Annotated in this window: 24 protein-coding genes and 2 pseudogenes; 7 read left to right on the top strand and 19 right to left on the bottom strand. The window is 65.1% G+C overall.

Features of this window, described 5'->3' with window-relative positions; all coding sequences use genetic code 11:
• Nucleotides 1–3: 3 nt before the first annotated feature.
• A complete protein-coding gene (locus tag NQV17_RS24230) occupies nt 4–261 on the bottom strand; it encodes a hypothetical protein (RefSeq protein ID WP_257774157.1) in 258 nt (85 codons plus the stop codon).
• Here NQV17_RS24230 and NQV17_RS24225 point away from each other — a divergent pair.
• Nucleotides 229–354 (top strand): annotated as a pseudogene (locus tag NQV17_RS24225) (carbohydrate kinase); the annotation flags it as partial. The gene NQV17_RS24230 and the pseudogene NQV17_RS24225 sit on opposite strands and share 33 nt — an antisense overlap.
• 51 nt (nt 355–405) lie before the next feature.
• On the opposite strand, the gene NQV17_RS24220 reads toward NQV17_RS24225, so the two are convergent.
• The 3 genes from NQV17_RS24220 to NQV17_RS24210 form a co-directional block, all read right to left on the bottom strand.
• The gene (locus tag NQV17_RS24220) at nt 406–2,124 is read right to left on the bottom strand and encodes a SulP family inorganic anion transporter (RefSeq protein WP_257774156.1); all 1,719 of its coding nucleotides are present in this window, start codon (nt 2,122–2,124) and stop codon (nt 406–408) included.
• 25 nt (nt 2,125–2,149) lie between these two features.
• Entirely contained in the window at nt 2,150–2,776 is a 627-nt protein-coding gene (locus NQV17_RS24215; protein WP_257774155.1) for a ParB-like protein, read from the bottom strand.
• 125 nt (nt 2,777–2,901) lie between these two features.
• Nucleotides 2,902–3,444, bottom strand: coding sequence for a GNAT family N-acetyltransferase (locus NQV17_RS24210; RefSeq protein ID WP_257774154.1), 543 nt, complete (start codon nt 3,442–3,444; stop codon nt 2,902–2,904).
• Nucleotides 3,445–3,723: 279 nt separating this feature from the next.
• On the opposite strand from NQV17_RS24210, the gene NQV17_RS24205 reads away from it, so the two are divergent.
• The 4 genes and pseudogenes from NQV17_RS24205 to NQV17_RS24190 form a co-directional block, all read left to right on the top strand.
• Nucleotides 3,724–4,944, top strand: a complete 1,221-nt coding sequence (locus tag NQV17_RS24205) for an MFS transporter (protein ID WP_257774153.1) — start codon at nt 3,724–3,726, stop codon at nt 4,942–4,944.
• A gap of 216 nt (nt 4,945–5,160) precedes the next feature.
• On the top strand, nt 5,161–5,979 hold the full coding sequence (locus NQV17_RS24200) for a TetR/AcrR family transcriptional regulator (protein ID WP_257774152.1): 819 nt from the start codon (nt 5,161–5,163) through the stop codon (nt 5,977–5,979).
• 280 nt (nt 5,980–6,259) lie between these two features.
• Nucleotides 6,260–8,014 carry an AMP-binding protein gene (locus tag NQV17_RS24195; RefSeq protein ID WP_257774151.1) on the top strand — a complete coding sequence of 585 codons (1,755 nt, stop codon included), beginning with the start codon at nt 6,260–6,262 and terminating at the stop codon, nt 8,012–8,014.
• A gap of 138 nt (nt 8,015–8,152) precedes the next feature.
• A pseudogene (locus tag NQV17_RS24190) lies at nt 8,153–8,581 on the top strand (DUF1571 domain-containing protein); the annotation flags it as partial.
• A gap of 33 nt (nt 8,582–8,614) precedes the next feature.
• On the opposite strand, the gene NQV17_RS24185 reads toward NQV17_RS24190, so the two are convergent.
• Nucleotides 8,615–8,899, bottom strand: coding sequence for a PXPV repeat protein (locus tag NQV17_RS24185; RefSeq protein WP_044846004.1), 285 nt, complete (start codon nt 8,897–8,899; stop codon nt 8,615–8,617).
• Between the two features lie 294 nt (nt 8,900–9,193).
• Between NQV17_RS24185 and hfq the strand changes: the two genes are divergently transcribed.
• The gene (gene hfq / locus NQV17_RS24180) at nt 9,194–9,757 is read left to right on the top strand and encodes an RNA chaperone Hfq (protein WP_257774166.1); all 564 of its coding nucleotides are present in this window, start codon (nt 9,194–9,196) and stop codon (nt 9,755–9,757) included.
• A gap of 83 nt (nt 9,758–9,840) precedes the next feature.
• On the opposite strand, the gene NQV17_RS24175 is transcribed toward hfq, so the two are convergent.
• The 14 genes from NQV17_RS24175 to NQV17_RS24110 all read right to left on the bottom strand — a co-directional run bounded on the left by NQV17_RS24175 (nt 9,841) and on the right by NQV17_RS24110 (nt 23,658).
• A complete protein-coding gene (locus NQV17_RS24175) occupies nt 9,841–10,548 on the bottom strand; it encodes a DUF2968 domain-containing protein (protein WP_257774150.1) in 708 nt (235 codons plus the stop codon).
• 54 nt (nt 10,549–10,602) lie between these two features.
• Nucleotides 10,603–11,994, bottom strand: a complete 1,392-nt coding sequence (locus NQV17_RS24170; protein WP_257774149.1) for a sigma 54-interacting transcriptional regulator — start codon at nt 11,992–11,994, stop codon at nt 10,603–10,605.
• 11 nt (nt 11,995–12,005) lie between these two features.
• A complete protein-coding gene (locus tag NQV17_RS24165) occupies nt 12,006–14,036 on the bottom strand; it encodes a pilus assembly protein TadG-related protein (protein ID WP_257774148.1) in 2,031 nt (676 codons plus the stop codon).
• 11 nt (nt 14,037–14,047) lie between these two features.
• Nucleotides 14,048–14,401 carry a DUF3613 domain-containing protein gene (locus NQV17_RS24160; RefSeq protein ID WP_374692737.1) on the bottom strand — a complete coding sequence of 118 codons (354 nt, stop codon included), beginning with the start codon at nt 14,399–14,401 and terminating at the stop codon, nt 14,048–14,050.
• Nucleotides 14,398–15,240, bottom strand: coding sequence for a tetratricopeptide repeat protein (locus NQV17_RS24155; RefSeq protein WP_257774147.1), 843 nt, complete (start codon nt 15,238–15,240; stop codon nt 14,398–14,400). The genes NQV17_RS24160 and NQV17_RS24155 overlap by 4 nt, the downstream gene beginning before the upstream one ends.
• An 18-nt stretch (nt 15,241–15,258) precedes the next feature.
• Nucleotides 15,259–16,251: a type II secretion system F family protein gene (locus NQV17_RS24150; protein WP_257774146.1), complete on the bottom strand. Its 993-nt coding sequence runs from the start codon at nt 16,249–16,251 to the stop codon at nt 15,259–15,261.
• Nucleotides 16,252–16,255: 4 nt separating this feature from the next.
• Nucleotides 16,256–17,248, bottom strand: coding sequence for a type II secretion system F family protein (locus tag NQV17_RS24145; protein WP_124667736.1), 993 nt, complete (start codon nt 17,246–17,248; stop codon nt 16,256–16,258).
• The gene (locus tag NQV17_RS24140) at nt 17,241–18,602 is read right to left on the bottom strand and encodes a CpaF family protein (RefSeq protein ID WP_257774145.1); all 1,362 of its coding nucleotides are present in this window, start codon (nt 18,600–18,602) and stop codon (nt 17,241–17,243) included. The genes NQV17_RS24145 and NQV17_RS24140 overlap by 8 nt, the downstream gene beginning before the upstream one ends.
• Nucleotides 18,603–18,605: 3 nt before the next feature.
• A complete protein-coding gene (locus tag NQV17_RS24135; protein WP_257774144.1) occupies nt 18,606–19,877 on the bottom strand; it encodes a fimbrial protein in 1,272 nt (423 codons plus the stop codon).
• Between the two features lie 60 nt (nt 19,878–19,937).
• Entirely contained in the window at nt 19,938–21,269 is a 1,332-nt protein-coding gene (locus tag NQV17_RS24130) for a type II and III secretion system protein family protein (protein ID WP_257774143.1), read from the bottom strand.
• A 64-nt stretch (nt 21,270–21,333) separates the two neighbouring features.
• A complete protein-coding gene (gene cpaB / locus NQV17_RS24125) occupies nt 21,334–22,269 on the bottom strand; it encodes a Flp pilus assembly protein CpaB (protein WP_257774142.1) in 936 nt (311 codons plus the stop codon).
• Between the two features lie 75 nt (nt 22,270–22,344).
• On the bottom strand, nt 22,345–22,848 hold the full coding sequence (locus NQV17_RS24120) for a TadE/TadG family type IV pilus assembly protein (RefSeq protein WP_257774164.1): 504 nt from the start codon (nt 22,846–22,848) through the stop codon (nt 22,345–22,347).
• On the bottom strand, nt 22,848–23,345 hold the full coding sequence (locus tag NQV17_RS24115; protein ID WP_257774163.1) for a prepilin peptidase: 498 nt from the start codon (nt 23,343–23,345) through the stop codon (nt 22,848–22,850). Before NQV17_RS24115 ends, NQV17_RS24120 begins: the two co-directional genes overlap by 1 nt.
• 109 nt (nt 23,346–23,454) lie before the next feature.
• A complete protein-coding gene (locus tag NQV17_RS24110; RefSeq protein ID WP_257774141.1) occupies nt 23,455–23,658 on the bottom strand; it encodes a Flp family type IVb pilin in 204 nt (67 codons plus the stop codon).
• Between the two features lie 668 nt (nt 23,659–24,326).
• Between NQV17_RS24110 and NQV17_RS24105 the strand changes: the two genes are divergently transcribed.
• Nucleotides 24,327–25,940, top strand: coding sequence for a collagen-like triple helix repeat-containing protein (locus NQV17_RS24105; protein WP_257774140.1), 1,614 nt, complete (start codon nt 24,327–24,329; stop codon nt 25,938–25,940).
• The last annotated feature ends 21 nt before the right edge of the window (nt 25,941–25,961 follow it).

Genomic DNA, 25,961 nt, shown 5'->3' with positions numbered 1-25,961 from the left:
GGGCTACAAAGGCTGGAGCAGCCCGCGCTGATCGCGCGACGCGACCCGCGATTCCTGGCGGCGCCGGTCGGCGCCGGTCGGTGCGGGTCGATGCGGGTCGGTGCCGCGCGCGGACACCGGCCCTACCCGTCCGTTCACCCCAACCGCCGCACCGCCGCGCGACACGCCGCGGCACATGGTCTCGACACAACGACGACGTTCCCCCGCCGTGCCGTATTCGGCGAAGCGCTGACCGACTTCATCCGTGATGACGCGCGGCATTGGCGCAGCGTCGCCGGCGGTTCATGCTGGAACGTGGCGCGCGCCCGCGCGCGGCTCGGCGTGCCGACCGCCTTCGCCGGCACGGTCAGCCGCGCTGATTCGGCGGCACGGGAAAACACCTGGCGAAGCATGCGCGCCGCCCAGTCACGCACCACGCTTCCCGCCGTTACCGCGCGCCTGCAGCAGTTGCAGGCTCTCGTCGACACTCAGTTCGGACATCGCATCGTCGCGCAGCGTATCGTCGGTCGCGCGGCGCAGCGCATGCAACGCGTGCTCCTTGAGCCGCACGATCGCGAACTGCAGCCCGCGTGCCGCGCATTCGGCGGCGAACGTGCGCAACGACTCGATCGTCGTGCCGTCGACGTCCGGCGTTTCCTCGAGACTCAGCATCACGGTATGCGTGTCGGGCGCGGCCTTCATCAGCGCGCGCACGCGATTGAGCATCCGGTCCGCGTTCGCGAAAAACAGCTGCGCCTCGGGCCGCACGATCAGCACACCGGGGATCGGCTTCGCATCGGCGTGATTCGCGACGTCGACGAAATCGTGGCCGTCGCGCAGCCGGCCGAGTACGCTCACGTTCGGCTCCGACAACTTGCGCAGCGTCAGCAGCAGGTTCACGCCGATGGCCGCGAGCAGCCCGTGCAGCACGCCGAGCACGAGCACCGCGAGCAGCGCGGCGATCACGACGAGCCGGTCGCGATGCCAGACCCAATACGGCCGGAACACCGACGGATGCAGCGAGTGGCTGACCGCGAAGATCACGATCGCCGCGAGCACGGGCTCCGGCGTGCGCGCGAGTTGCGGCAGCAGCAGCCACACGATCAGCGCGACCACGCCGGCCGCCCACAAGCCCGCGAAACGCGACTGCGCGCCGGCCGCCTCGTTCGCGGACGTCGCCGAATAGCCCGCGCCGACCGGCATTCCGTGCAGCAGCCCCGACACGAGGTTCGCGCAGCCGATCGCGACCAGGTCGCGGTTCGCCGACACGCTGTCGCCGTGCTTCAGCGCGAAGTTGCGAATCGATCCGTACGACTCCGCATACAGGATCAGCATCAGCGCGAAGGCGAGCTCGACCGTCTGCATCCATGCGTTCCGGTCGAGATGCGGCAGCCCGAATTCGAGATGCCGGAAATCGATGTGTCCGACGATCGCGATCCCGTAGTGCTGCCAGTCGAGCACATAGCCGGCCGCGATCGACAGCACGATCACGACGAGCGTCGCGGGCACGCGCGAGCGCCGCCCGAGCACGAACAGCAGCGCGAGCGCGGTCGCGCCGAGCGCGACGCTCGCGAGGTTTGCATGCGGTGCGCCGGTGACGAGGTCGAGCGCGACGCGCGGCGCATCGCTGTGCTGCACGGAGATCGCGAGAATCTTCGGCAGCTGCTTGATGACGATCGTCAGCGCCAGGCCGAACGTGAAACCGCGCAGGACCGGACGCGCGACGAAATCCGACATGCCCCCGAGCCGCGCGACGCCCGCCAGGATGAACAGCACGCCGGTCATCGCGACGAGCGCGGCCGCGAGCGCGAGCTGCGCGGCAAGCGCCATCCCCGACTCGGCCAGCACGGTCGCGGCGAGCACGGCCGCCGACGACGACGTCGACGACACGATCGCAAAGCGACTGCTGCCGGCCAGCGCATAGACGACGAGCCCCGACAGCAGCGCGATCAGACCGGCCTGCGGCGGCAGGTTGGCGAGACCCGCGTACGCGACCGCCTCGGGAATCAGCAACCCGGCGATCGACAGGCCGGCCAGCGCATCGAGGCCGATGCGCTGCGTGGGCGGCGGTGGCGCCGCATTGAGTGCAGCAAAATGCTCGGGATGCTGCAAGCCGGCATCCGGACGGGTCGGGGCAGTCGTCATGAGGCGGTAGGCGCCGGGGTGCGGGTCAGGGTTTGACGGCGATGACACCCGACCAGCCGGGCAGATAGCGCGCGTCCTGCTCGTGTGCGCGGCGCAGCGAGATGTCGAGCGCCTTCGCGAAGTTCTTGCGGATCTGGTCGAGCGTCACGTGTTGGCGCAGGTAGTCGGCCCACAGGAATTCGCTGAACGGCGTCGCATCCTTCGCGTAGCCGCCGGCCGTGCGCAACTCGCCCGCGAGGCTTCGGTACGGATCGTCCTCGAGCCCCGTCAGCGCCTTCGGCAGTTGTGCGTAGTCGCGACGCGAGCCGTCCACGCCGAACGGATGCACCCACTGGTTGTGTTCCATCATCCGCCAGAAGATCGTGTCGTCGAGCCAGGACAGATCCTTCAGCAGCATCGCGTTCACGCGCGCCTCCCCTTCCTCGATCAGCGCCAGGCCGAGATGGTGATGGTCGGTGATGTAGTGCAGCCCGCCCGGGCCGAGGACGGCCGGAAACCAGTGCGAGTCGATCGCGGCCTTGCGCGCGCGCTTGCCGAGCGCCTTCCAGTGCTTGCGCTTCGCTTTCACTTCACGATAGCCGACCGTCATTTGCGTCGGACGCAGTGCGTCGAGCCGGACGGGAATGAGATGAACGTCGTTGCCGAGTGCCATGGTCGTACCCCATGTTACGAATTTCCGGCAACGATACTCCTGATCGTGCGAGCCGTTAATACGTCGCGACCTCGATGCGCGTGCGCTTGACCATCCCTGACATCCGGTCGCGCCCGCACGCGACGCTATGCACGCAGGTCGTCGCGCTCGAGACGATGGCGAACGTAGGGAATGCCGTCGTGAACGACGCTCACGCGCCGCATCCCGAGCTTGCGCGCGACGTTCAGCGAACCCGAGTTCGCCTCCGCGATATCGGCGATCACGCGCGGCAGCCGCACGGTGTCGAACGCGTGACGCACGACGGCCGCCGCGGCCTCGCACGCGATGCCGCGCCCCCACGCCGCGCGCACGAGCCGCCAGCCGATCTCGACGTCGCGCGCGCCGTCCGCATAATCGGGAATCAGCAGGATCCAGCCGATGAACGCGTCGGGCGCGGCCTTCTCGAAGATCGACCAGTAACCGAGGCCCGGCGGATAGGCGCACGTGATCCGGTGCGTGACGAAGCGGCGATGTTCGTCGGGGTCGTGCCACGGGCCCGCGATGTAGCGCGTGACCTCGGGATCGCGATCCATCGCGATGCTCGCGTCGAGGTCGGCCAGCACGCGCGGGCGCAGCCACAGCCGCGCGCTCTCCAGGACGGGCAGCGCGGCAACGGACGGTTCGGTCATCGGGACTCCTGATTCGGTGGCGATGCGCATCGCGTGCATTACGTATCTGATACAAAAAACCTTCCGGAATGATACAGACGACTGTCGCTCGTCACGCGCACGTTCATTTCCGTTTTCTCAACAGTTCATTTCGTAGGGATTATTCCTGATTCGCGGCTATCGCGCCCCACATCGCACGGCGCCGCGGCCTACACTCGATCCATGCCCCCGCGCCGCGCGCCAGCCGGGCCGGCATCCGCCGGCAGAGTGTGCGCACAAGCCAACGAGGAGACCTCGGACATGAGCTGGACCCGCGAACAACGCAACGTCACGATCGCCGCCTACCTGGGCTGGACACTCGACGCGTTCGATTTTTTCCTGATGGTCTTCGTGCTGAAGGACATCGCCGCCGAATTCGCGTCGACGATCCCCGCCGTCGCGTTTGCGCTTACGCTCACGCTCGCGATGCGCCCGATCGGTGCGCTGATCTTCGGGCGACTCGCCGATCGTTTCGGCCGCCGTCCGACGCTGATGGTCAACATCGCGTGCTATTCGCTGCTCGAGCTCGCGTCGGGCTTCGCGCCGAGCCTCACCGCGCTGCTTGTGCTACGCGCGCTGTTCGGCATCGCGATGGGCGGCGAGTGGGGCGTCGGCTCCGCGCTGACGATGGAAACCGTACCGACCCATGCGCGCGGCTTCGTGTCGGGCCTGCTGCAGGCCGGCTATCCGAGCGGCTACCTGCTCGCGTCCGTCGTGTTCGGCCTGCTCTACCAGACCATCGGCTGGCGCGGGATGTTCATGGTCGGCGTGCTGCCTGCGCTGCTCGTGCTGTACGTGCGCACGCACGTGCCCGAATCGCCGGCCTGGAAGCAGATGGAGAAGCGCCCGCGCCCGAGCCTCGGCGCCACGCTGCAGCAGAACTGGAAGCTCACGATCTACGCGATCGTGCTGATGACCGCGTTCAACTTCTTCTCGCACGGCACGCAGGATCTCTACCCGACCTTCCTGCGCGAACAGCATCACTTCGATCCGCACACCGTGTCGTGGATCACGATCGTGCTGAACATCGGTGCGATCGTCGGCGGCCTGTCGTTCGGCGCGATCTCGGAGCGGATCGGCCGCCGCCGCGCGATCTTCATCGCCGCGCTGATCGCGCTGCCGGTGCTGCCGCTGTGGGCGTTCTCGAGCGGCCAGCTCGCGCTCGCCGCCGGCGCGTTCCTGATGCAGATCTCGGTACAGGGTGCGTGGGGCGTGATCCCCGTCCACCTGAACGAGATCTCGCCCGACGAGATCCGTGCGACCTTCCCCGGCGTCGTCTACCAGCTCGGCAACCTGCTCGCGTCGGGCAACGCGACGATGCAGGCATCGCTCGCGGTCTCCCAGGGCAACAACTACAGTTTCGCGCTGGCGCTCGTGGCCGGCATCGTCGCCGTCGTGATCGCCGTGCTGATCCTGTTCAGCCGCGAACGGCGCGGCATCGACATGACGCAATCGGTCAATACGCGTACCACCGTTGGCTGAAGCCGCGCATTGCCGCGACGCACCATCGCGCGTGCCCCGTCCCGCCTGGGCCGCGCGACATGCTTTCCGCATTCGCACATCGAACTAGAGGAATTTGTCCAGATTCCGCGCTTGCCCGCGCCGCACGCGTTTTTTTATCTTAATAAAAACGGCTGTTTGAATCAGATAATCAAATCACCTGTTCGCGGCCGGGCAACCGGCATTGGGAGGCGGGACATGGCAGTCAGTCAGGAGGGGCGAGCGTCCGCGGGACGACCGTCCGGGACGCGGTCATCCGGCAATCGGCAGGCCGGCGGGACGAAGGCGCGCATTCTCGATGCGGCCGAGGACCTGTTCATCGAACATGGCTTCGAAGCGATGTCGATGCGGCAGATCACGTCGCGCGCGACGGTGAACCTCGCCGCGGTCAACTACCACTTCGGCAGCAAGGAAGCGCTGATCCACGCGATGCTGTCGCGCCGGCTCGACCAGCTCAACCTGGAACGCCTCGGCATCCTCGACCGCTTCGATGCGCAGCTCGGTGCGCACATCACCTGCGAGCACGTACTCGGCGCGATGTTCATTCCCGCGCTGAAGGCGTCGCGCGACCCCGAGCGCGGCGGCCCCGCGTTCCTCCGGCTGATCGGCCGCGCGTACACCGATCCGTCGCCGTTCGTGCGCAACTTCCTGACCGCGCACTATGCGAGCGTCGCCGGCCGCTTCTTCGATGCGTTCCAGCGCGCGCTGCCGCATCTGCCGCGCACCGAGCTCGGCTGGCGGCTGCACTTCGCGATCGGCGCGCTGTCCGGCGCGCTGGCCGGTGCCGAAACCGAAAGCCTGATCGACGAATTCTCGCAAGGCCGCACGATGAACGACGTGCAGATGATCGCGCGGCTGTCCTCGCTGATCGTCGCCGCGCTGAAGGCGCCGATGCCCGACAGCGCGCAGTTGTCGATCTTCGCGGCCGTGCTCGACGATGCGGGCGCGAGCGAAGCGTTCGGGCTGTCGTCGAGCACGGCTGCTGCCGATACGGCGACGGCGCCTTCGGCGAGCTGATCGCACCAGGCCGCGCAGGCGGCGTTTCACGATTTGGGCGGCCCGGGCCGGCGTTGATGCGCGGGCCCGGGCCGAACGAATGTCATGCGGCGGGAGCCAAGGCAGGCTTGCTTTCGTCGACGAAAAGCATGGGTACGAGTAAGCGCTGAAGTGCCAACTCTCACCGACCGCGAAGCATGGGGTACGAGTAAGCGCTAAAGCGCTAACTCTCACCGACCGCGAAGCATGGGGTACGAGTAAGCGCTAAAGCGCTAACTCGTACCGACACCGGAGACACATCATGGCCTCATCCGCAGCAACCGCAGCGGCCCAGCTCCCGCCTAACAGCGACGGCATCTGGTACGCGTCGTATCCGCCCGGCGTGCCGCACGAGATCGACGTCACGCAATACGCATCGCTCGTGCAGTTCTTCGACGAATGCACGACGCGCTTCGCCGACCGGGTCGCCTACGTGAGCGCCGGCGCATCGATGACCTACCGCACGCTCGCGCAGAAAGTCGATGCGTTCGCGTCGTATCTGCAAAGCACCGGCGTAAAACCTGGCGACCGCGTCGCGATCATGCTGCCGAACACGTTCCAGTACCCGGTCGCGCTGTTCGGCACGCTGAAGGCCGGCGCGATCGTCGTCAACGTCAATCCGCTCTATACCGCGCGTGAACTCGCGCACCAGTTGAAGGACAGCGGCGCGCAGACGATCGTCGTGTTCGAGAACTTCGCGCGCACGCTGCAGGACGCGCTGCCGGAAACGCAGGTGCAGAACATCATCGTCACCGCGCTCGGCGACCTGCTCGCCGACGGCTTCAATGCGAAGGGACGCCTGATCAATTTCGTGCTGAAGCACGTGAAGAAGCTCGTGCCGGCCTACAACCTGCCGCAGGCGATCCGGCTGCGCTCCGCCCTCGCGCTCGGCGCACGCGGCAAACCGCAGCCGGTGCAGACGACCCGCGACGATCTCGCGTTCCTGCAGTACACCGGCGGCACGACCGGCGTCGCGAAAGGCGCGATGCTCACGCACGGCAACCTGATCGCGAACCTGCTGCAAGCGAAGGCGTGGATCGCCGACCAGGTGTCGGGCGACGTCGAGACCGTGCTGACGCCGCTGCCGCTCTATCACATCTATTCGCTGACGGTGAACGCATTCATCTTCATGGGGCTCGGCGGGCGCAACATCCTGATCGCGAACCCGCGCGACATGAACATGGTGATGAAGATCATCCGCAACGAAACGTTCACCGGGATCACCGGGATCAACACGCTGTACAACGCGTTCCTCGACAACGAGGAATTCTGCAAGCGCGACTTCTCGAAGCTCAAGCTCGCGATGGCGGGCGGCATGGCGATGCAGCGCGCAGTCGCGGAGCGCTTTCAGCAAGTCACAGGCCGGCCGGTCGTCGAAGGCTACGGGCTCACCGAATGCTCGCCGATCGTCACGATGAATCCGGTGAACCTGAGCGACATGGCCGGGTTCAGCGGCTCGATCGGCCTGCCGGCCCCGTCGACACTCGTGCGCTTTCGCCGCGAGGACGGCACCTGGGCCGCCGTCGGCGAGCCGGGCGAGCTGTGCGTGCACGGCCCGCAGGTGATGCGCGGCTACTGGCAGCGGCCCGACGAAACCGCGAAGGTGATCGACGCCGACGGCTGGCTCGGCACCGGCGACATCGGCGTAATGGACGAGCGCGGCTTCATCCGCCTCATCGACCGCAAGAAGGACATGATCCTCGTGTCGGGTTTCAACGTGTATCCGAACGAGATCGAGGAAGTGCTGGTCATGCATCCGGGCATCAGCGAAGCCGCTGCGATCGGCATCCCGGACGAAGTACAGGGCGAACGGATCAAGGTGTTCGTCGTGCGCCGCGACCCGACGCTGACGGTCGACGACGTGCTCGCGCACTGCCGCAAGAACCTGACCGGCTACAAGATGCCGAAATTCGTCGAGTTCCGCGATGCGCTGCCGCAGACCAACGTCGGCAAGATCCTGCGCCGCGCGCTGCGCGACGAGGAACTCGCCAGGATCAAGGCCGCGAAGCAAGGCTGAACGATCCAATGCGCCCGGAGACGCTGTCGATGAACGAAGGAACGAAGCGCCGCGCGCGGTACGCCGCCGCGGCACTCGCATGCGTGCTGTCGCTCGCACAAGCCGGCCTGCACGCCGAGGAAATCGCCGATACCGCACGAGACGTACGGCCATCTCGGCGGCCTGCTCGGCAAGATTCCGTTGTGGACGGCGCTCGACGGCGCACTCGCGCGTGCGCAGTCGAATCACCAGGTGAAGGATCTCGGCACCGAGTTCATCACGAACCTGTACCTGACCGAAGGAAGGAAATACCAGGAAGCCGGCGTGCAGCGGCCGACCCAGGTGGAGGCGAAGACGATCGGCGGCGTGCGCGTCGTCGCGCTCACCTACGAGACGCCGACCGGCCGGCCGCAGTTCTACGCGAAAAAGGAAATCCTCGGGCTCGACCTGCACGCGCCCTACTTCAGGACCATCGAGTCCTATGACAACGACGGCAGGATCTTCGAACGGATCGTCATCGAGAAAATCGCGCCGGCGACGCTCGACGAATCCGCGTTCGACCCGAAGAACCCGGACTACGCGTTCTGATCGTAACCGGCGCCGGCGCTACGCACGTCGCGCTCAATCATCATCGTCGTCGTGATGATGCTTGTGCCAATGCTTGTAATAGTGCTTGCGCCATTTCCGGTAGCCGTCGTCGTCCTCGTCGCCATAGTAGCCGTATCCGTAACCCGGATAAGCGACCACCGCAGGCTGCGGCGCCACATAGACCGGTGCCGGCTCGACATAGACCGGCGCGACCGGCACGCCGATGCCCACTGACAGGTCGACCCGCCCCGCCATTGCACTGCCGGAAGCGAGCAACGCCACACTCCCGATCCACACCGCCAATCCCCTCTTGTTCATGTTCCCCTTCCCGGATCCGCCGGCCTGCCCGGCATGCGCGTGGAATGTAATCCCGGCGCGCGCCGCCAGGTGCTACGCCATTGCGAGATTCGTAACGCGACGTAACGAAACGGCCTAGCCATTTGACCGAATCGCGAAAATGCACGGGAACGTCTATAGTGGGTTACGGTTCGACACAATCACGACTGCGCGCTGGTGGAACGAACAGGGTAAAATCCCGCCAAACACTTGGTGGGCAACCACGCCACACACACGCACAACATATTCTCTGACGCAGGCTCCTGCCGCACCTCAATGGCCAATCCCGCAGAATCCCATCCGCAAAACGACTTCATCAATTCGGCGCGCAAGGAACGTAAGCGTGTTGAAATCTATCTCGTCAACGGCATTCGTCTGACGGGATGTATCGAGTCGTTCGACCAGTACCTGGTGATGCTGCGCACCCCCGTGGGTCTGCAAGGCATCTACAAGCGTGCGATTTCCACGATCCAGCTCGACACGGGCGGCTCGCGCCCGGGCGGCGGCGGTCCCCGCGGCCCGCGGCCCGGCGGTCGGCCGGGCGGCCGCGAAGGCGGCGGCCACAGCCCGTACGGCTCGCACGGCGGCCCCCGCGAATCGCGTGGCGACGGCGGCTACGGCTCGCGCGAGCCGCGTGAAGGCTACGGTTCCCGTGAACCGCGCGAGGGTTATGGCGCGCCGCGCGAGCCCCGCGAAGGCTATGGCGCCCCGCGCGAAAGCTACAGCGCACCGCGCGATGCCGGCGACGCATCGGGCAACACGTCGCCGTCCGACGCACGCGGCGGCAACGGGCCGGTGATCGTCACGCGCCGCCGGCGAATCGTGCCGGACGGCCAGTAAAACAAAAGGGCAAGCCAGGCGGCTTGCCCTTTTTTCTGGCGGATCGGCGCGGCATGTCGCCGCACCGGCCGTGCCGTGATCGCTCAGTGTGCCGTCGTCGGCAAACCTGCGTCGGCCTCCCGCTGCAGCGAACGCACCTGCTGCTGCAACGCGCGCAGTTGCGACTGAAGCGCCGCCTGTTGCGCCTGCAGCGCCGCCGTTTCGTTGCGGACGCTCTTCTGGCGATCCGCGACCGCCGCCTGCTGCTCGCGGGCGATCGAGATATCGGCCTGCAGACGCCGCGCCCGCTCCTGCGCGACTTCGATCTGCCGGTCCGTCTGCACCTTCTGCGACTCCAGCTTCGCCGCACGCAGCTCGTTGACGGACAGCCGTTCCGCCTGACGCGAGAAATCGCGATAGATCGCTTCCGCCCGCGATTCGTCGTAAGTCTTGATCACGCGCCAGAACGCCTTCTGCTGGAACAGCGCGACGAAATAGCAACCGTCCTTCACGCTGAACAGCTGGCTGGCGCCGTAGCTGCCGTTATAGCTGGTGCGCATTTCCGTCAGCGAATGCGCCTGGATCTGGCGCTGCAGTTCGTCAACCGTGCTCTGCCCCGTCGTCTCGCCTGCCTGCGGCTGTATCGAGGTTTGAACCTGCTGATCGATCATCGGAATCGCCGCCACCGGTGCCGACGCCTGCTGTACCGCCGGCGATGCATTGCCCGCCAATCCCTGCGCGAACGCACCCTGCATGGCTCCCATCATCGCGAGCAACACCCACGCCCGCCCCCACCCCGTCATATGGCTCATGAATTTTGATTCCTGCCCGTGTCGTTGTAATTCAGCGCGATTTTATCGCATTAATTATTCGCTTTCGCGGGTCTCGGGCTCTTCGTCGAAGATCTGATATTTGCGCATCTTTTCCCACAGCACCTTCCGGCTGATGCCGAGCTGCTGCGCCGTATCCTGGCGTCGCCAGCCGTTTGCGTCGAGGGCCGCGATCACGCGGCTGCGCTCGTTCATGTCCCACTTGCTGCGGTCGACGAAGACCTCCGCCGCGCTCTCCACCGGCACCGGCTGCGCCGCATTGCGCGCATGCGCGACCAGCCGCTGGAGTCGCGCGGCGTCCCAGCCGCCCGTTTGCCGCACCGTCACGCCGACGCGCTCCGCAAGGTTGCGCAGTTCGCGCACATTGCCGGGGAAATAGCTGTCCGCGACCGCATCCGCGAGCCAGTAAGGCAGGTCGGACAGTTGCGCGAGCCGTTCGTCGCCCACCACCTCCGCGACGAACGACTTGAACAGCGCGATCTTGTCGACCGCGCCCCGCTCTTCCAGCGACGGAATGCTCAGTTCGATCACCGCGAGCCGGTAATAGAGATCCGCGCGGAACAGGCCTTCCTTCACGAGCTGCGGCAGCTTCTTGTTGCTGGCCGCGACGAGACGGAAATCGACCTTGATCGGCGTCGTCGCGCCGACCCGCAGCACGGCGCCGTCCTCGAGCACGCGCAACAGCTTGACCTGCTGATACAACGGCAGATCGCCGACTTCGTCGAGGAACAGCGTGCCGCCCGCCGCCTGTTCGAAATAGCCTTTATGCGCAACAACCGCGCCGGTAAACGAGCCTTTTGCGTGCCCGAAGAACAGCGATTCGAACAGGCCGTCCGGAATCGCACCGCAGTTGACCGGCACGAATTCGCCGTCGCGGTAGCGCGAATGCTTTTCGTGGAGCAATTGCGCGATGCGTTCCTTGCCGACGCCGGTTTCGCCGTGCAGCAGCACGTTGGTGTCGCAGTCGGCGAACGTATCGACCTCGTGCAGCAGCGCCTGCATCGACTCCGAGTGCGCGACGAGTTCGGACGGCCGCAGCGTATCGGCCGCATGCGCGCGCAGCTGGGTGTCGAGCTTGCCGATCATCCCGCGTAGCTCGGCGCACGTGAAGTCGAGCGGCAGGATGTGCGAATAGTCGGGCGGATACTGCGACGCGTCGTGGTCGCGCGCCGCGCCGACCCAGACGACCGGCATGCCGATGTTGGCCTGCCAGTCGCGCAGGAACGCCGCGCCGGTTTCGATCATCGTCACGCTGATGATCGCGAGCGATGGCCGCAATGCGGCGCGCTCCGGCGAGATTTCCGCATTGTCGGCGCGGATCACTTCGACGTCGAAGCTCGCCATGCAGCGGGCAACGCGGTCGACAATGTCCGCCTTGCCTTCCCAGACGTACAGGTCGAGTTCTGCGATTGCGGAGGGGGTTCTCATCGTTGATGCTTTCAATGAACGATTTGCGGGGCGTTGCAAGTCAAGCCGTGTTGAATCACGGTCAGCTGTCCGATCTGCAATCCTAATGCCGTCAGCAATGGTGTCACCAGCGTATTGAGCAACGGATTGACGAGCCCGAGCAGCAAAGGAATGAGCTGCCCCGTCAGCGGCTGAAGAATCTCGGTCAGGATCGATAGATCCAGCCCCAAGACATTCAGCTGAAGCGACGGTAGATTCAACAGATTGGTCAGTTGTACGTTGAGTGTGTTGGTCGCCGTCGACGACGTGGTCCAGTTGGGCCCGGGAGACCACGCGGACGACGTACAAGCGCCGTTGCTCGGCTTGGTATTGCAGAACGAGTATTGCGAACTGTTCTGATAGACGATCCCCGTCCCGCTCAATGACAGGCTGGCGTTCAGCGCGCCAGGGGTCGAGGGCAATGGCGGCCCGCTGTAGATGGGCGTGCTGGCGCTACTCCCAACGTACGCGACGGGATTCGATACCGACAGGACGACTTGTAGAAGCGAAAAATTGCCGAGTAGTCCCCCGCCCGACAACTTGGCAACGGGAATCGTGCCGGAGGTGGACGCACAGCTCGGTGAATTGAGGTTCAGCTTGCCGCCAGTTGTTTGTCCGGCGCAAATCATCGCTACACCCGGCAACGCACCGAACGTCGCGGTGCTCGATGCAGGGGTCGATTGGCAACTCGTATTGGCCAGCCAAGCGCGCCCTGGGCCGCCCAGGATGATATAGAGCGGCAAGTGCGGTCCCGTCAGCTGAAGCGTCAATACGCCGGGAATTCCCAGTGGAGGCGGATCCGACAGCGCCTGCACATCGACGTAGAGTCCGATCTCCGCTTGCGACGCCTGCGTGCGCCAGATGCCGTTCACTTGTCCGGCCTCGCCGATCCCGATCGACGGCGGTGCCAGCACCTGCAATTGCAGGCTGTTGACTCGAACCAGCGACGACACCGCTGAAATGAGCGGGCAAAACGGACTGCCGGGGCAGTTGCCTTGGCCGACCGACACCGTCAGCGCGCTGTTGTATGCCCCGACCTCCGCCGTCGTCAGCAACAGTTGAAGCACATTGATGCTTGCGTTCGCGGCCGCTTCCGCATTGCTGCCCGAGTATTGAAGGAGACTTCCCAAAGAGATCTTGTTGGCATTGACGTTGGCGCCAACACTGTTCTTCAGCGCGGTGAGTACCGTGCCCACCGTGGTATTGCTGCCGACCGCGGTGGCGGTGAGGTTCAGGATATCCGCTACGGTCAGATTGAGACCAAGCAACTTCCCGACGCTGGCTGGACTCGACATCCCCGCGGTGCCGAGCTGTGTCGCGACGTTCGCCAGCTGACCCAGCGTAATGTTTGCCCCGGCCAACGCCTGGTAACTCGCCAGACCGACATTGACGTTGGCCGACGCGCCCAGCAATCCGGTGAGCAGCGGGTCAAGGATCGCGGACGACGAGGAATTCAGGCTCGCGAGCGTCGACCCCACGCTGAACGTGTCGATTGCCGCCGCGCGTGCGGTAGCCGTTGCGGAAACAACGACCTGCCGCCCGCTCAACTTGTTCAGCAGCCCAAGGAAGAAGTAGCTCACCTGCCGGTACGCCGTCACCTGCGCCGCATTCGCCGCGGCCGACGCCGGCGTCACATAGGCGGTCGACGGATCCCACCTCCCGCAACTGACGGCAATCTGGTCCCTTCCCGCCGTAGGATTTGCCGTTGCCGTGGCGCTTATCAGCGTAACCGTATAACCCTTGTCGTTGATGTTCGCGCTCGTGGTTACATTGTTCTTCGCATCGCTCAGGCAACCAGTCGGATCGCTCGACATCGGCTGCACCGCCGCCAACGCGGCCAGGTCCGCGACCCGCTGCAGATCCCGCTTCTGCAGATACAGATTCGCGATGTCGATGACCCCGAGCACGACGATCGCGACCGTGACCCAGAGCGCTGCCATGACCACGATGGAACCGCGTTGACGTCGCTTCCCCGGCCTGCGAGCACCCCGCCGCCGAGATCCATATGGTTGATCTACGCGCATCGTCATCTCGCTTACTGCGCGCCCTGCCCGCTACCCGACATGCCACCGGACGAGCTACCAAGTTGCGTGCTCATCGACTCGGGAATCTTGTTCTTGAACGAATCGAGATAGCGCTGATAAACGACAGACGCGACATCGCCGAGCATCGGTTGCGTCGGCGCCGCCGCGCGATTGTCTCGTTGCAACGAAAGCCACTCCTTCGTCGAACGGTCGACGTCGGATGCGGACGGTGCCGTTCCCTGTTGCGCCTGTGCGGCTGCAGTGCCCATCGCCATGCCCATGATCGCGCTCAACACCACGACGCGGCCCGCAAGCGTGTTTCGATAATATTTATTGTTCATGTCGTTCCCCGCCTGTCTGTTCATTGTGCAAACCGTTGCAGCAGCGGCACGGTCTGGTCATAGCCGAAATTATTTGCCATCGGCGTGATCGGTGCAGTCGTGGAGCGCCGCGATACCACCGGCGGCGTCGCGACCGCACGCTGCTGCGCACGTGCCGCGGCCGCGATTTTTGCGGCATCGCCGACGATGTTCTTGCGGATATCCGTCGGAAGATGCTGCTGGTTCATCAGCCGCTGCGCGTCCTGCGAGCGCCCGGCAGCTAGCAGATACAGCGCGAGGTTGCTGACGATTTTCGGGTTGCGTTGATCCAGTTCCGCCGCCTTCATCAGCGGCACCCGCGCACCGACCACATCGCCGTTACGCAACTTCGCATAGGCGAGATCGGACAGCAGCGACGCGTCGGTCGGAGCGAGCTCGGACGCCTGCGTCAGGGCCTGTACCGCCTGGGCGAAATCGCCGGCCGCACCGGCGATCAGCCCAAGCCCCCGGAAACCACGCGCGGCGAGCGGCGTCTTCAGCAACTGTGTGTATGCAGCCGCGCTCGCAGCCGGCTGGTCGGTCATGCGCAGCGCATCAGCGCGCAGCAAGATCGAGTCCGGCGACACGCCGTACGCCTTGTCGTATGCGTCGATGTGCGCAAGCGACGCGTAATAGAGACCCTGTGCCTGCATCCGCTGGATCAGACCGAGATACATCGCGGGCGTATCCGGCACTGCCTGTTTCTGGTCAGCCGCCTGGATCAGCGCCGCACGTTCGGTCTGTGCACCGACGCCGTACCCGCTTTCCTTGGTCGCACATGCGGCAAGGAGCAGCACCGCCATCGCCATACTTGCGTGCCTCGCCATCCTGCTTATCCGCTTCATCGTCGTTCCTTCCAACCATCAATGACGCGCCGACAGCGCATGCATCACCGCCAGAAACCCGGGCCCCGCCGTCACGATCAGCAGTGCGGGCAACAGCGTCAGGACCATGACACCTGTCATCTTCACGGTCAGTCGACCGATCCGCTCGCGCAGCATCGCGCGGCGCGTTTCGCGCAGCCGGTCGCCGAACTGCTTGAGCGGCTCCTGCACCGCGCCGCCGTGCTTGTCGACCTGCACCATCAACCGGGCAATCGCGCGCAAGTCCTCGTTGTCGAACCCGCCGGACAACCGCTGCATCGATTGGTCGCGCGTGCGGCCCGCCGCAAACTGGCGCTGCGCGATTCCAACCTCGGACGACAGCACCGGCATCATCCCGCGGAAATCGTTCGTCACGACCTGCAGGCTTTGATCCAGCGACAATCCCACGCCCTGCAACAGGCGCAGCATGTCGACGAGTAAAGGCAGTTCATCGACGACGCTCTGGCGCCGTGCCGCTGCACGACGGCGCACATAGAGTTTCGGCAGCATGAAGCCAAACCCGAATGCGGCGAACATGCCGATCGTCCAGTGTCCGCCTTTCATTCGTCCGCTCGCGACTACCGCGAAAAACACCGGCACCGCGATCCCGCAAGCGATCCGTGCGATCAGAAACAGCCCGCGCGTGCGCGTGTCGACGTAACCGCATTGTTCGAGAAGACGACGATCCTCTTCCGCGACGATGTGCTTGCCGAAACCGGTATCGAGCCAGCGCATCCCCGCCGCAGACAACCGTGCGAGCATCCGCTCGATGCGCTGCTGGCCACGCATGTCCGGTCTCGCTTCCGTACGTTCTTCCGTCGAGGTCCGTAGCTTGGCCGCTTCGAGTGCTGCCATACGCTGGTCGAGCGCATCGGCCAGCGCGCGTTGGGCACGCGACGCGGCCCTCGCACGCAGCAACGCGATCATTCCAAGCAAGAGCACGCCCAGCGCGCCGAGCGCCAGAGCAATCGAGCCGATCTGAGTTGCCGTCATCGCATCACCTGAGTCGAGCCATTCGATACAACCACACGCTCCCGGCAACCTGCATCAGGAACGCGAAGACAAGGAACGTGCGCCCGTTCGGATCAATCCACATGCCTTCCAGATACTTCGGATTGGTCATCACGACAAAACTGCCGATCGCGATCGGCAGCATCATGAGCACGAACGCCGACAGCCGCGTCTCCGCCGACATCGCCGCCAGTTCGCGCTCCGCCTGCTCGAGGTCGCGCATGAACACGGCCATGCGCTCGAGCATCACGTCCGCACGGCCGCCATATTTGACCGACAATCGCAGCACGGATCCGAGAAGTTCGAATTCCTTCGTCCGGTAGATCTTCGCGATATGAAGCATCGCGCGATCGATCTCGACACCCGTGCGCAACATCCGGGACACGTGGTCGAGACACCCCCGCAGCGGCTCCTCCGTCGTCAGCAGCGCTGCCTGGAATGCGGCCGGCACGCTGTTGCCGAGCGTCACCAGTCTCACGATCCCGTCGAGAAACGATGGAATCTGCCGGACGATTTTCAGTCGACGCCGCTGGATGCGCGATGTGAGCCAGATGCCGAAAATCGCGCTCCCGCAGACAAGCGCAGCGAAACACGCGAGCACGCCGCCGCGGCTGCCCGCGATTGCCGCAACCGTCACGAGAGCCGCCAGCGCGACGATCGCCTTGCCGCGTGCCCCTTCGATCCCGGCCCGGTTCACGAGGTCGGTAAGATACTCCGTCGCCATCGCAAGCCAGTGGACCCAGAAAGCACCGGACGCCGCATTGCGCGCGCCACTGGATGACGACACGGCACGCGGCGCAGCGGATGCTGCCGGTCTTGCAGCCGGTGCCGCCGCGCGTGCGCCGGGCTCCAGCCGACTGTCGATGAAGCGCTTCGCATCGGTGCGCACGCGCCGGGTTTCCGCATGTCGCCACAGCATCAGTGCCGATGCCACGCACAGCATCGCGACCGCGAGCATCCAGATCGTCGCGCTATACATTGAAGCCCCCGCCGCGACCGAAACCGCCGCCGCCAAAGCCGCCGCCGAAACCGCCCAGGCCGTTGTTCGTCAGCGTCTGGCGGAAACGCGCGAGCTTCGGCGAATGCGGATGAATGCCCAGCGATTCCCAGTGATCGACTTCCTCGCCCTCCGGCGTGACGCGCGCTTCGTAGCGATACAGCTCCTGCGTCGCGATGATGTTGTCGGACAGCCCGGTCACCTCGGTGATCGACAGAATCCGGCGGCGTCCATTCGACAGGCGTCCGATCTGCACGATGAAGTCGATCGCGTTCGCGATCTGGCGACGCAGGCTCGACTCGGTCCCCTGGAAGCCCGCGAAGCCGGCGAGCATCTCGAGACGGTACAGGCACTCGCGCGGCGAGCTCGCGTGCACGGTGCCCATCGAACCGTCGTGACCCGTGTTCATCGCCTGCAGCATTTCGAGCACTTCACCGCCGCGCACTTCGCCGACGATGATCCGGTCCGGACGCATCCGCAGCGTATTGCGTAACAGATCGCGAATCGTCACGACACCGTTACCGTCGAAACCGCCCGGCCGGCTTTCGAGCCGCACGACGTGCGGATGGTTCAGCGACAGTTCCGCCGTATCCTCGATCGTCACGACACGCTCGGCCTCCGGAATGTGGAATGCGAGCGCATTGAGCAGCGACGTCTTGCCCGAGCTCGTGCCGCCCGACACGAGCACGTTGCAGCGGGCCTCGACCGCCGCCTCGAGCAATGCACCGATCTCTTCGTTGTACGTGCCGTTACCGAGCAGGTCCGAAGGCTTGAGCGGATCCTTGCGGAATTTCCGGATCGACACGATCGGGCCGTCGATCGACAGCGGCTCGATCACGACGTTCACGCGGCCGCCGTCAGGCAGTCGTGCGTCGACCATCGGGTTCGATTCATCGAGACGGCGCCCGATCGGTGCGAGGATCCGACGCACGATTCGCAACAAATGCGCGTTGTCGGTGAAGCGCACTGGCAGCTTCGCGAGGATCCCGTGACGCGACACGTACACGTCGTTGTAGCCGTTGATCAGGATGTCCTCGACCGCCGGATCCGCGAGCAGATCCTCGATCGGCCCGAAGCCCGCGAGTTCCTTCGTCAGCGCCTCGGCGATCGCACGCACCTCGTTCTCGTTGAGCGGAATGCGGCGCAGGCGCACGAAGCTGTCGATCTCGAGATCGACGAACTGATTGATCGCCTGGCGCGACCATCGGCCGAACTCGGCGCCCAGTTCTTCGATACGCGTCAGCAGGTGCTCGTGCGCGGCATTCTTGATGTCGTGGAATTGCTGCGTCTGGGAGAACGGCGCTGCGCCGTCGGCGAATTGAATGTCGTGTGCCATCGGTTACGACCGCTTGGACGAAGGTTGAATGAAACGTTTGAGCGCGGACAGGCCGGGCGCCGCGCGCGACGCGCCCGCCATGCCGGATACGCCGGGCAACCGCGTGGCGAGGGATTCGAGTGCGCGCACGTAAGGATCGCGCTCTGCCGCATCGACGATGAGCCGCCCCTGGTTCGCCGCATGGCCGATCGCGACGCGGCGCGCGGGCAAGCTGCCGACCAGCGACAACCCGAGACGCTCGGCGATCTGCCCGGGCATCAGGCCCAGCGCCGGATCGTACTGGTTGACCACGAGCTTGACGCGATCGGTATCGACGCCCGCATCGCGCAACCCGGTGAGCAGGTCGGCGGCCGACACGATCGATGCGACGCCTTGGTCGCAGACCAGCCACGCCGCATCGGCCGATGCGGCGATCTGCGTGACGAACTCGCGATTCGAGAACCCGCCGAGATCGACGACCTGCTGGTCGAAGAACGCACGAAAACGGTTCAGCAGGCCGACGCATGACGCATAAGACACGTCGCGCAACCCGCCCAGGTCCGGCGGCAGCGTCGTCAGCGCGACACCGCTCTGATGCCGCGTGAGCGCGGTGTTCACGAACGTGCGGTCAATGCGGCGTAGATTCTGCACCGCGTCGATGAAATGAAATTCGCAACGCGTGTTCAGGAACAGCGCGCCGTCACCGGCCGGCAACCCCAGGTCGATCAGCGCGGTCTGGCGGCCGGCCGGCGCACCGCCGTCCGTGCCCGCCGCACCCGGCCCGAGTGCCCGCTTCTGAAGCCAGACCGCGAGATTCGCTGCGAGCGTGCTGACCCCCATGCCCGCGCGCGCGCCGAGCAACGCGACGACCTTGCCGTGACGGCTCGTCGGCTCGCCGACGTGGGACAGCAATCCACGCGTCGTCCGCAGTGCATCCTCGGCCGATGCCGACACGTCGATGAAATCGCGCACGCCCGCGCGCAGTGCGGCGAGCGTGCTCTCCGGCTGGGCGAGCGAGCCCAGCGCGACGATCGGCAACCCCGGATGTGCCGCGCGTACCGTGGCCGCAGCGACGCTCGCTGCTTCGCTGCGTTCGGAGAAATCGATGAACACGAGCGCCGGATTGAGCCCCGTGATGCGCTGCGCAAGCACGCCCGGCTCCAGCGACGCGGCCTCGACCGCACCGGCCGACATCAGCGTATCGGCCAGCCAGCGCACATGCGCTTCCTTTGTCGATGCGCAAACGAAGTAGTCGGTCACGGCGGGTTCACACAACGATTGGGTTCGTGCATTCATGTCGAACACCCCCGATTACGCAAGGCGTAGCGATGTGCCACGACGCGCAATGCCTCAGATTCATTTCGAAAACCCCGGTGCCGCATCCGGTGATGCCGCACCGCCCAGATAGGATCGCCACACCGGCCCGTCGCGCTGCTCGGACAATTCGCCGGGCGTCGCAGGCAGCACCGCCCCCTTCGCAATCGGTGCGACGAGATGCGGTGTCACGATGATCAGCAATTCCTTGTCGTTCTGCTGGTAGTTCAGGTTCTTGAAGAACGTGCCGATGATCGGCAGGTCGCCGAGCAGCGGCACCTTGCTCACGTTCGACATCGTCTGGCGATCGATCAGGCCGCCGATCACGAAGCTCTCGCCATCGCCGAGTTCGACCGTCGTATCGGCACGGCGCGTCGTGATGCCCGGCACGGCGACACCGCTGATCGTCACGCTGTTCACGAAATCGAGTTGGCTCGATTCCGGCGCGACCTTCAGCGCGATCCGGCTCGGGCTCAGCACCGTCGGAGTCAGCGACAGCCCGACGCCGTATTGCTTCCACTGGATCGCGGTCGAGCCAAGCCCCTGCGGCGACGGCACCGGAATCTCGCCGCCGGCGAGGAAGCTGGCGCTCTGGCCGGACAGCGCGACGAGCGTCGGCTCGGCGAGCACGCGCGCCAGATTGTTCGCTTCGAGCAGCGACAGGTCGGCGAAGATGCCGCGGCCCGCTGCGTTCACGACCAGGTTGAATGCAGACGCAACCGGTGCGCCGAGCGTCGGAATGTACCCCGCCGCGCCAGGCCCCGAACTGCCGTTGTACGACTGCACGCCGCCCGGCGAGAACGACCCAAACGAAAAACCGTTGCTCTGCTTGAAGAAGTTGAAGCCAACCTGCTTGAGCACCGAGCGGCTGAATTCCACCACCCGCACGTCGACCTGCACGACATTCTTGCCGGCCAGCGTCGAACGATCGATCACCGTGCCTTTCGGGCTCATGTTCTTGGCGACCGCCACGGCACGTTCGTGCGCATCGAGCGATGCCGACGTTCCCCGCAGCACCGACGTCCCGCCGTACGCCTTCACCTGCGGCGTCGAACCGTCCAGGACCGCTTGCGCGGCCGCGTCGACGACTTCGACGCTCCACACCGTCGGCTCGTCGTGACCGCGCTCCCACAACATCACGTTCGTTGTACCCGGCGCTTTCGCGGTCAGCAGCACCGAACCGGAACGACTGCCCTTCATGATCAGCACATCGGCGATCGCCGGATCGCCGACGGCAACGCGCTGCAGTGCGCGGCCAGCGGAAATCTGCCGCTGCGCGCCGACCGCGAGTTCAATCGTGCCGCTCGCGCTTGCAGTGGATGCGAATGTCAAGGTCCAGAGAGCAATCGCGAATGCAGTCAGTATGTTTTTCATTGTTTGTTGGACCGTCGCACGGCCTTTACTTGTCGTCGCTGATATCGATGGCCATCGATGTTGTTCAATACGCAACCGTTTCCGCCCGGCCGCCGCGGATCAACTCGATGCTGCCCGCGCTTCCGCTGCCGCTCGCGCGCACCGCCGGCGGCAGACGCGACGGCAACGGCGGCACGTTCATGTTGGCCACCGCGGCCCTCGACGTACCGGACAGCTGTTGCAGCGATACGCCGGCCGCAGCAAGCGCCGACGGCGACAGCTTGTTGTCCGTGCGCACCGCCACCGTCTGTATCGCAAGCTCGTCGTCGCGCGGATTGCGCAGTGCGAGCGTCAGCCGACCGCTCGCCTCGCCGAGCGTGAGTGCATCGACCTGCGCCGTCGGCACCGCGAGCACCGCAATGCGCGTGTTGCTCGGCTGGCCGTTATTGCCGTTCGTGTTGCTGCCGCTGTCGCGCTCCGGCGTCGCGTCGCCGAACGACAGCACGCGCACCTTCGACATCAGGAGCCGCGCTTGTGTCTGCGCGACTTCGCCGTCGAGCATCGCGCCGCCCGCCTCACGCTTCAGGTTCACGAAGACGTCGACGAAGTTGCCGGGCCGCAGGCGATTGCCGACCGCATTGGTCTCGTCGACACGAACCGCAATCGCGCGCTCGCCCGGCTGCACGTCCTCGGCAAGCCCTGACACCAGTGCGTCCGACACAACCGGTACTGACGCCAGAATGTTTCTCGCCGGAACGCGACCGACCAGGGCGGCCGGATCGGAAAACGCACCTGCCGGCGCAGGAGCAACTGGTTGAACCTTCAACGCATCGGCGGCAATCGGCTGTCCCATCGGCAGCGCGCGCGTCGCGATAACTACCGACACCGGGCTCGCAGCGACAGCCTGTTGCACGGGGACGGAACCGGGCGTACTGCGGCCAAGCATCCACGCGTAGATTCCAAGCAGAACAGCGATCGCAATCAGCAACCCCGCGATGATTTTTGTCAGATTGTTGGCCATGTTGATATCGGAATGCCGGAATCAGGTTCTGGAGCGTGATGACGGTCGGGCGACTCGATTAAGTAGGATTGCGATTCAGAGCATGCTTGGCTGAACTTGCACGGTCGCACTACTCTGCAACTGCGGCGCAGTGAACAGGAATATCCATGGAATCAGCGGATTCGCCGCGTATGAATAGGTCGTTGTCACCATCACGTTGAATGCGGCGGTGGACGTCGATGTGAATGTCCCGCCGCAGGTCACGCCGGGCGTCGACGTCGGCGACGGTATCGAGGTGGACACCTGCGCGGCGAAACTGACGTTCTTCGACCACGGGGCGCCGCCCAATGCTTGCGTCACGGCATTTCGCGCATTGACCTGCAGGCGGTCGCACGGCGCCGACGTGTAGTTCAACGCAGCGCGCGCGCCTTCGGATGCCGCAAATGTCAGGCTTTGCTGGATGATGAACACCATCCCGAACGTGACGATCGCGTAGAAAATCAGGAAGAACAAAGGAAAGACGACAGCGAACTCAACCGCCGCCACTCCCCGTTGCCGCCGCCATGCGGACGGCTGGCGCGCTTGCGTCCCCCGAGTCATCACATTCCCCTCACATACATAAGATGCAGAAGCCAAACAGCTGCGGGTATAACGAGAAAGGCCGCATAGGGCGTCGCGCGACGGCCGCCGAGCGTCATGGTGGGCGTCGTGCGCTTGTACAGTCGGGAAACAGACGTCCGCGACAGCAGCATTAACCAGAGCGCGTGCAGCCCCCCGGCGAGACTCGCGACAACCCAAAGCCACAACAACGCTTGCGCACCACACCATGCACCCAGTACGGCGAATACCTTAACGTCGGCCGCGCCCATGACGCGCAATGCGAACAAGGGCGAAAAGCAAATCAGCCCTACGACCGCGCCCGCCAATGATTGAGAGAGGGAAATTCCAAACGGATTTACGGAGGTCGTCGCGCCCACCAATGCGACCACCAAACCGAAAATGACGAGTGAATTTCGAATGCGCCGAAGACGGATATCACTGGCCGCGACAAATACCACCCAGCCCAGGAATGTCCCGCAGAAAATAAGACGTACCATCACGCCGCGATGGATCCCGGCCAGATCCGCGGGCGAACAACTAATGCAGTCCGCCCGCTGCCCAGCCGCAAGATGATTTCCGGAACCCGCGCCCTCTCACCCGCCGCGATTAACTCGAAGCAGCCGCAGTCCAGCACGTGCTGCTCGGCGCCGAGACACAGGTCCCAATTTTCGAGAAGGTACTGTTGAGATTGGACCCCACCGAGGAGGCGCCCACGATGATGGCAACAGCAATCAGACCCGCAATCAGCCCATACTCGATTGCGGTAACCCCGTCTTCTTCCTTGAGGAAGCGCTTGATGAGTGCTTTCATTTTTTAATTCCTCGTGCCTGTATGTACGTTTTTTGGCCTTTTATACGTTGTAGTTCCCGTATATCTGGCCCTTGCCCCGCGTCGTTCGCCACAACTAAGTAACGACAACCGGATGCGCTTTCTTTATATGTCACCCCGAGGGGTATGTATCACAATTTGATGCAAGTTAACATTCGCGATAGTGACCCTCCTCGAACGTCGTGTACCGAGCTGTACATTTCCTTACACCTGCTCCGGATTCTATATCCGATCCTATTTAACTTCCAACCTCTTTTAAGACCGGATCGAAAAAACTTTCCGGGAGCACAGCCGTATTTGTACGGCGTTTCGGTACGACTTACACATAGGACTTACGATAGGTTAGATGTGCACACCTAATCCATCAGTAAAACAGCCGGACCACCCGCCAGGCCTGCACGCCCGCCCACGTTACGCCGCACGCGTAACGCCATTGTTGTGACGTTACGTTACGAAACGGCCGAAACCGTTCTCATTCGACCGTTCTTAAACAGATTCAACAATCTTTCAGTTTGCCTAAATCCCTTTTCCGACAAGGAATTGCCCCGTTTAAAACCAATCATCGATCCGTCGGCCATCGAAATGGCACGACAGTTGCAGAGTAATCCCCGCATCACTCAACACAACATCAGCTTCAATGCGAGGACGAAATGGACATTCAGGTTATCCCTCATGGCACGCTCCGGACGACTATGATCGCGGCCACCGTGGCAGCCATGCTTTCCCTCTCCGCGTGCGGCGGCTCCGGCTCCATCAGCAAGGGGCTCAGCGGCGGCTCCAGCTCGGGCGGCGGCGACTCGATCTCCACGTCGGGCGGCGGCACCTCGGGCGGCACGTCCGGTTCGACGAGCGGCAGCACGTCGGGCGGCACCAGCGGCTCGACCAGCGGCAGCACGAGCGGCTCGACGAGCGGCAGCACCAGCGGCACGACGAGCGGAACGTCCAGCGGCACATCCAGCGGCACGAGCGGCACCTCCGGTGTGTCGTCGAACGCAGTGGGTCAGGTCCTCGCAAGCGGCAGCAATCTCGTCACCAATCTCGGCGGCACCGTGTCAAACCTCGGCGGCGTCGTCGCAAGCCAGTCGTTGCCCGGCGTCAACCCGGCCACGACGCAGGCGGCGGGCGGCATCATCCAGAACGTCGGCGGCGCGGTCACTGCGCTCGGCAATGGCCTCGGCAACGGCCTCGGCCAGCTCGGCGCGACGAAAGACCCGGTCGGCGTCACGGTCGCCAGCACCGGCGGCGTGGTGAACCAGCTCGGCGGCGCAGTCACGCAGACCGGCAACCTGGTCACGAGCCTCGGCAGCGGCCCGCTGTCGCCACTCGCCCCCGTCACCGGCGCCGTCGGCGGCCTCGTGACGCAGGTCGGCAACGCGGTTTCGAACGGCGGCACCACGCTGTCCAACGTGCTGTCGACCGGCCCGATCCAGCAGGTCACTCAGACGGTCAGCTCGGCGATCACGCCGATCACGACGATGGTCGGTCAGACGACGCAGACGATCGGGACGGCCACCGGCCTCGGCGCCCCAGTCAACACGCTGCTCGGCACGATCGGCAACGGCCTGAACCAGGGCGGCGCGCTGATCGCGTCGACGGGCGGCAACCCCGTCACGACCGGCCTCGGCGGCACCGTCTCGTCGACCGGCAATACCGTGAAGGCCGTCGGCGGCCTGCTCACGGGCGGCACCGGCGGCGCGACCAACCCGCTCGCGCCGCTCACGGGCCTCCTCACGACCGTCACCGGCACGCTCGGCGGCGCGACGGGCGGCACGAGCGGCGGCCCGCTCGCTCCGGTCACCGGTCTCGTCTCCACCGTCACCGGCGCACTCGGCGGCGCAACGGGTGGCACCAGCGGCGGCCCGCTCGCTCCTGTCACCGGTCTCGTCTCCACCGTCACCGGCGCACTTGGCGGCGCAACGGGTGGCACGAGCGGCGGTCCGCTCGCTCCGGTCACGGGCCTGGTCTCCACCGTCACCGGCGCACTTGGCGGCGCAACGGGTAGCACGAGCGGCGGTCCGCTCGCTCCGGTCACGGGCCTGGTCTCCACGGTTACCGGCGCGCTCGGCAGCGCAACGGGCGGCGCAGGCGGCAGCACCCCGCTCGCTCCGGTGACGGGCGCGGTGTCCGCGGTCACCAGCACGGCCGGCGTACCGGCACTGAGCGGCACCACGGGCGCCGTCACGAATTCGGGCTCGGGCTCGAACCTGCTCGCGCCTGTCACGTCGCTGCTCGGCGGCCTGCTCGGCGGCACGCACGGCAAGTAATCGAACATCCATTCATCGACA

The organism is Burkholderia sp. SCN-KJ (genome assembly GCF_024656005.1).
In the GTDB taxonomy this organism is placed as follows: Bacteria; Pseudomonadota; Gammaproteobacteria; order Burkholderiales; family Burkholderiaceae; genus Burkholderia.
The sequence above is the reverse complement of the archived record's forward strand: the minus strand, read 5'-3'. Positions and strand labels throughout refer to the sequence as shown.

What these genes read in the sequence shown, in the direction of transcription:
- NQV17_RS24170 (WP_257774149.1), bottom strand. Translation starts at nt 11,994, where the DNA reads ATGAGAACCCCCTCCGCAATCGCAGAACTCGACCTGTACGTCTGGGAA.
- NQV17_RS24155 (WP_257774147.1), bottom strand. Translation starts at nt 15,240, where the DNA reads ATGAAGCGGATAAGCAGGATGGCGAGGCACGCAAGTATGGCGATGGCG.
- hfq (WP_257774166.1), top strand. Translation starts at nt 9,194, where the DNA reads ATGGCCAATCCCGCAGAATCCCATCCGCAAAACGACTTCATCAATTCG.
- NQV17_RS24195 (WP_257774151.1), top strand. Translation starts at nt 6,260, where the DNA reads ATGGCCTCATCCGCAGCAACCGCAGCGGCCCAGCTCCCGCCTAACAGC.
- NQV17_RS24150 (WP_257774146.1), bottom strand. Translation starts at nt 16,251, where the DNA reads ATGACGGCAACTCAGATCGGCTCGATTGCTCTGGCGCTCGGCGCGCTG.
- NQV17_RS24200 (WP_257774152.1), top strand. Translation starts at nt 5,161, where the DNA reads ATGGCAGTCAGTCAGGAGGGGCGAGCGTCCGCGGGACGACCGTCCGGG.
- NQV17_RS24215 (WP_257774155.1), bottom strand. Translation starts at nt 2,776, where the DNA reads ATGGCACTCGGCAACGACGTTCATCTCATTCCCGTCCGGCTCGACGCA.
- NQV17_RS24105 (WP_257774140.1), top strand. Translation starts at nt 24,327, where the DNA reads ATGGACATTCAGGTTATCCCTCATGGCACGCTCCGGACGACTATGATC.
- NQV17_RS24205 (WP_257774153.1), top strand. Translation starts at nt 3,724, where the DNA reads ATGAGCTGGACCCGCGAACAACGCAACGTCACGATCGCCGCCTACCTG.
- NQV17_RS24230 (WP_257774157.1), bottom strand. Translation starts at nt 261, where the DNA reads ATGCCGCGCGTCATCACGGATGAAGTCGGTCAGCGCTTCGCCGAATAC.
- NQV17_RS24185 (WP_044846004.1), bottom strand. Translation starts at nt 8,899, where the DNA reads ATGAACAAGAGGGGATTGGCGGTGTGGATCGGGAGTGTGGCGTTGCTC.
- NQV17_RS24140 (WP_257774145.1), bottom strand. Translation starts at nt 18,602, where the DNA reads ATGGCACACGACATTCAATTCGCCGACGGCGCAGCGCCGTTCTCCCAG.
- NQV17_RS24145 (WP_124667736.1), bottom strand. Translation starts at nt 17,248, where the DNA reads ATGTATAGCGCGACGATCTGGATGCTCGCGGTCGCGATGCTGTGCGTG.
- NQV17_RS24175 (WP_257774150.1), bottom strand. Translation starts at nt 10,548, where the DNA reads ATGAGCCATATGACGGGGTGGGGGCGGGCGTGGGTGTTGCTCGCGATG.
- NQV17_RS24210 (WP_257774154.1), bottom strand. Translation starts at nt 3,444, where the DNA reads ATGACCGAACCGTCCGTTGCCGCGCTGCCCGTCCTGGAGAGCGCGCGG.
- NQV17_RS24160 (WP_374692737.1), bottom strand. Translation starts at nt 14,401, where the DNA reads ATGAACAGACAGGCGGGGAACGACATGAACAATAAATATTATCGAAAC.
- NQV17_RS24130 (WP_257774143.1), bottom strand. Translation starts at nt 21,269, where the DNA reads ATGAAAAACATACTGACTGCATTCGCGATTGCTCTCTGGACCTTGACA.
- NQV17_RS24220 (WP_257774156.1), bottom strand. Translation starts at nt 2,124, where the DNA reads ATGACGACTGCCCCGACCCGTCCGGATGCCGGCTTGCAGCATCCCGAG.
- NQV17_RS24110 (WP_257774141.1), bottom strand. Translation starts at nt 23,658, where the DNA reads ATGAAAGCACTCATCAAGCGCTTCCTCAAGGAAGAAGACGGGGTTACC.
- NQV17_RS24115 (WP_257774163.1), bottom strand. Translation starts at nt 23,345, where the DNA reads ATGGTACGTCTTATTTTCTGCGGGACATTCCTGGGCTGGGTGGTATTT.
- cpaB (WP_257774142.1), bottom strand. Translation starts at nt 22,269, where the DNA reads ATGGCCAACAATCTGACAAAAATCATCGCGGGGTTGCTGATTGCGATC.
- NQV17_RS24135 (WP_257774144.1), bottom strand. Translation starts at nt 19,877, where the DNA reads ATGAATGCACGAACCCAATCGTTGTGTGAACCCGCCGTGACCGACTAC.
- NQV17_RS24120 (WP_257774164.1), bottom strand. Translation starts at nt 22,848, where the DNA reads ATGACTCGGGGGACGCAAGCGCGCCAGCCGTCCGCATGGCGGCGGCAA.
- NQV17_RS24165 (WP_257774148.1), bottom strand. Translation starts at nt 14,036, where the DNA reads ATGCGCGTAGATCAACCATATGGATCTCGGCGGCGGGGTGCTCGCAGG.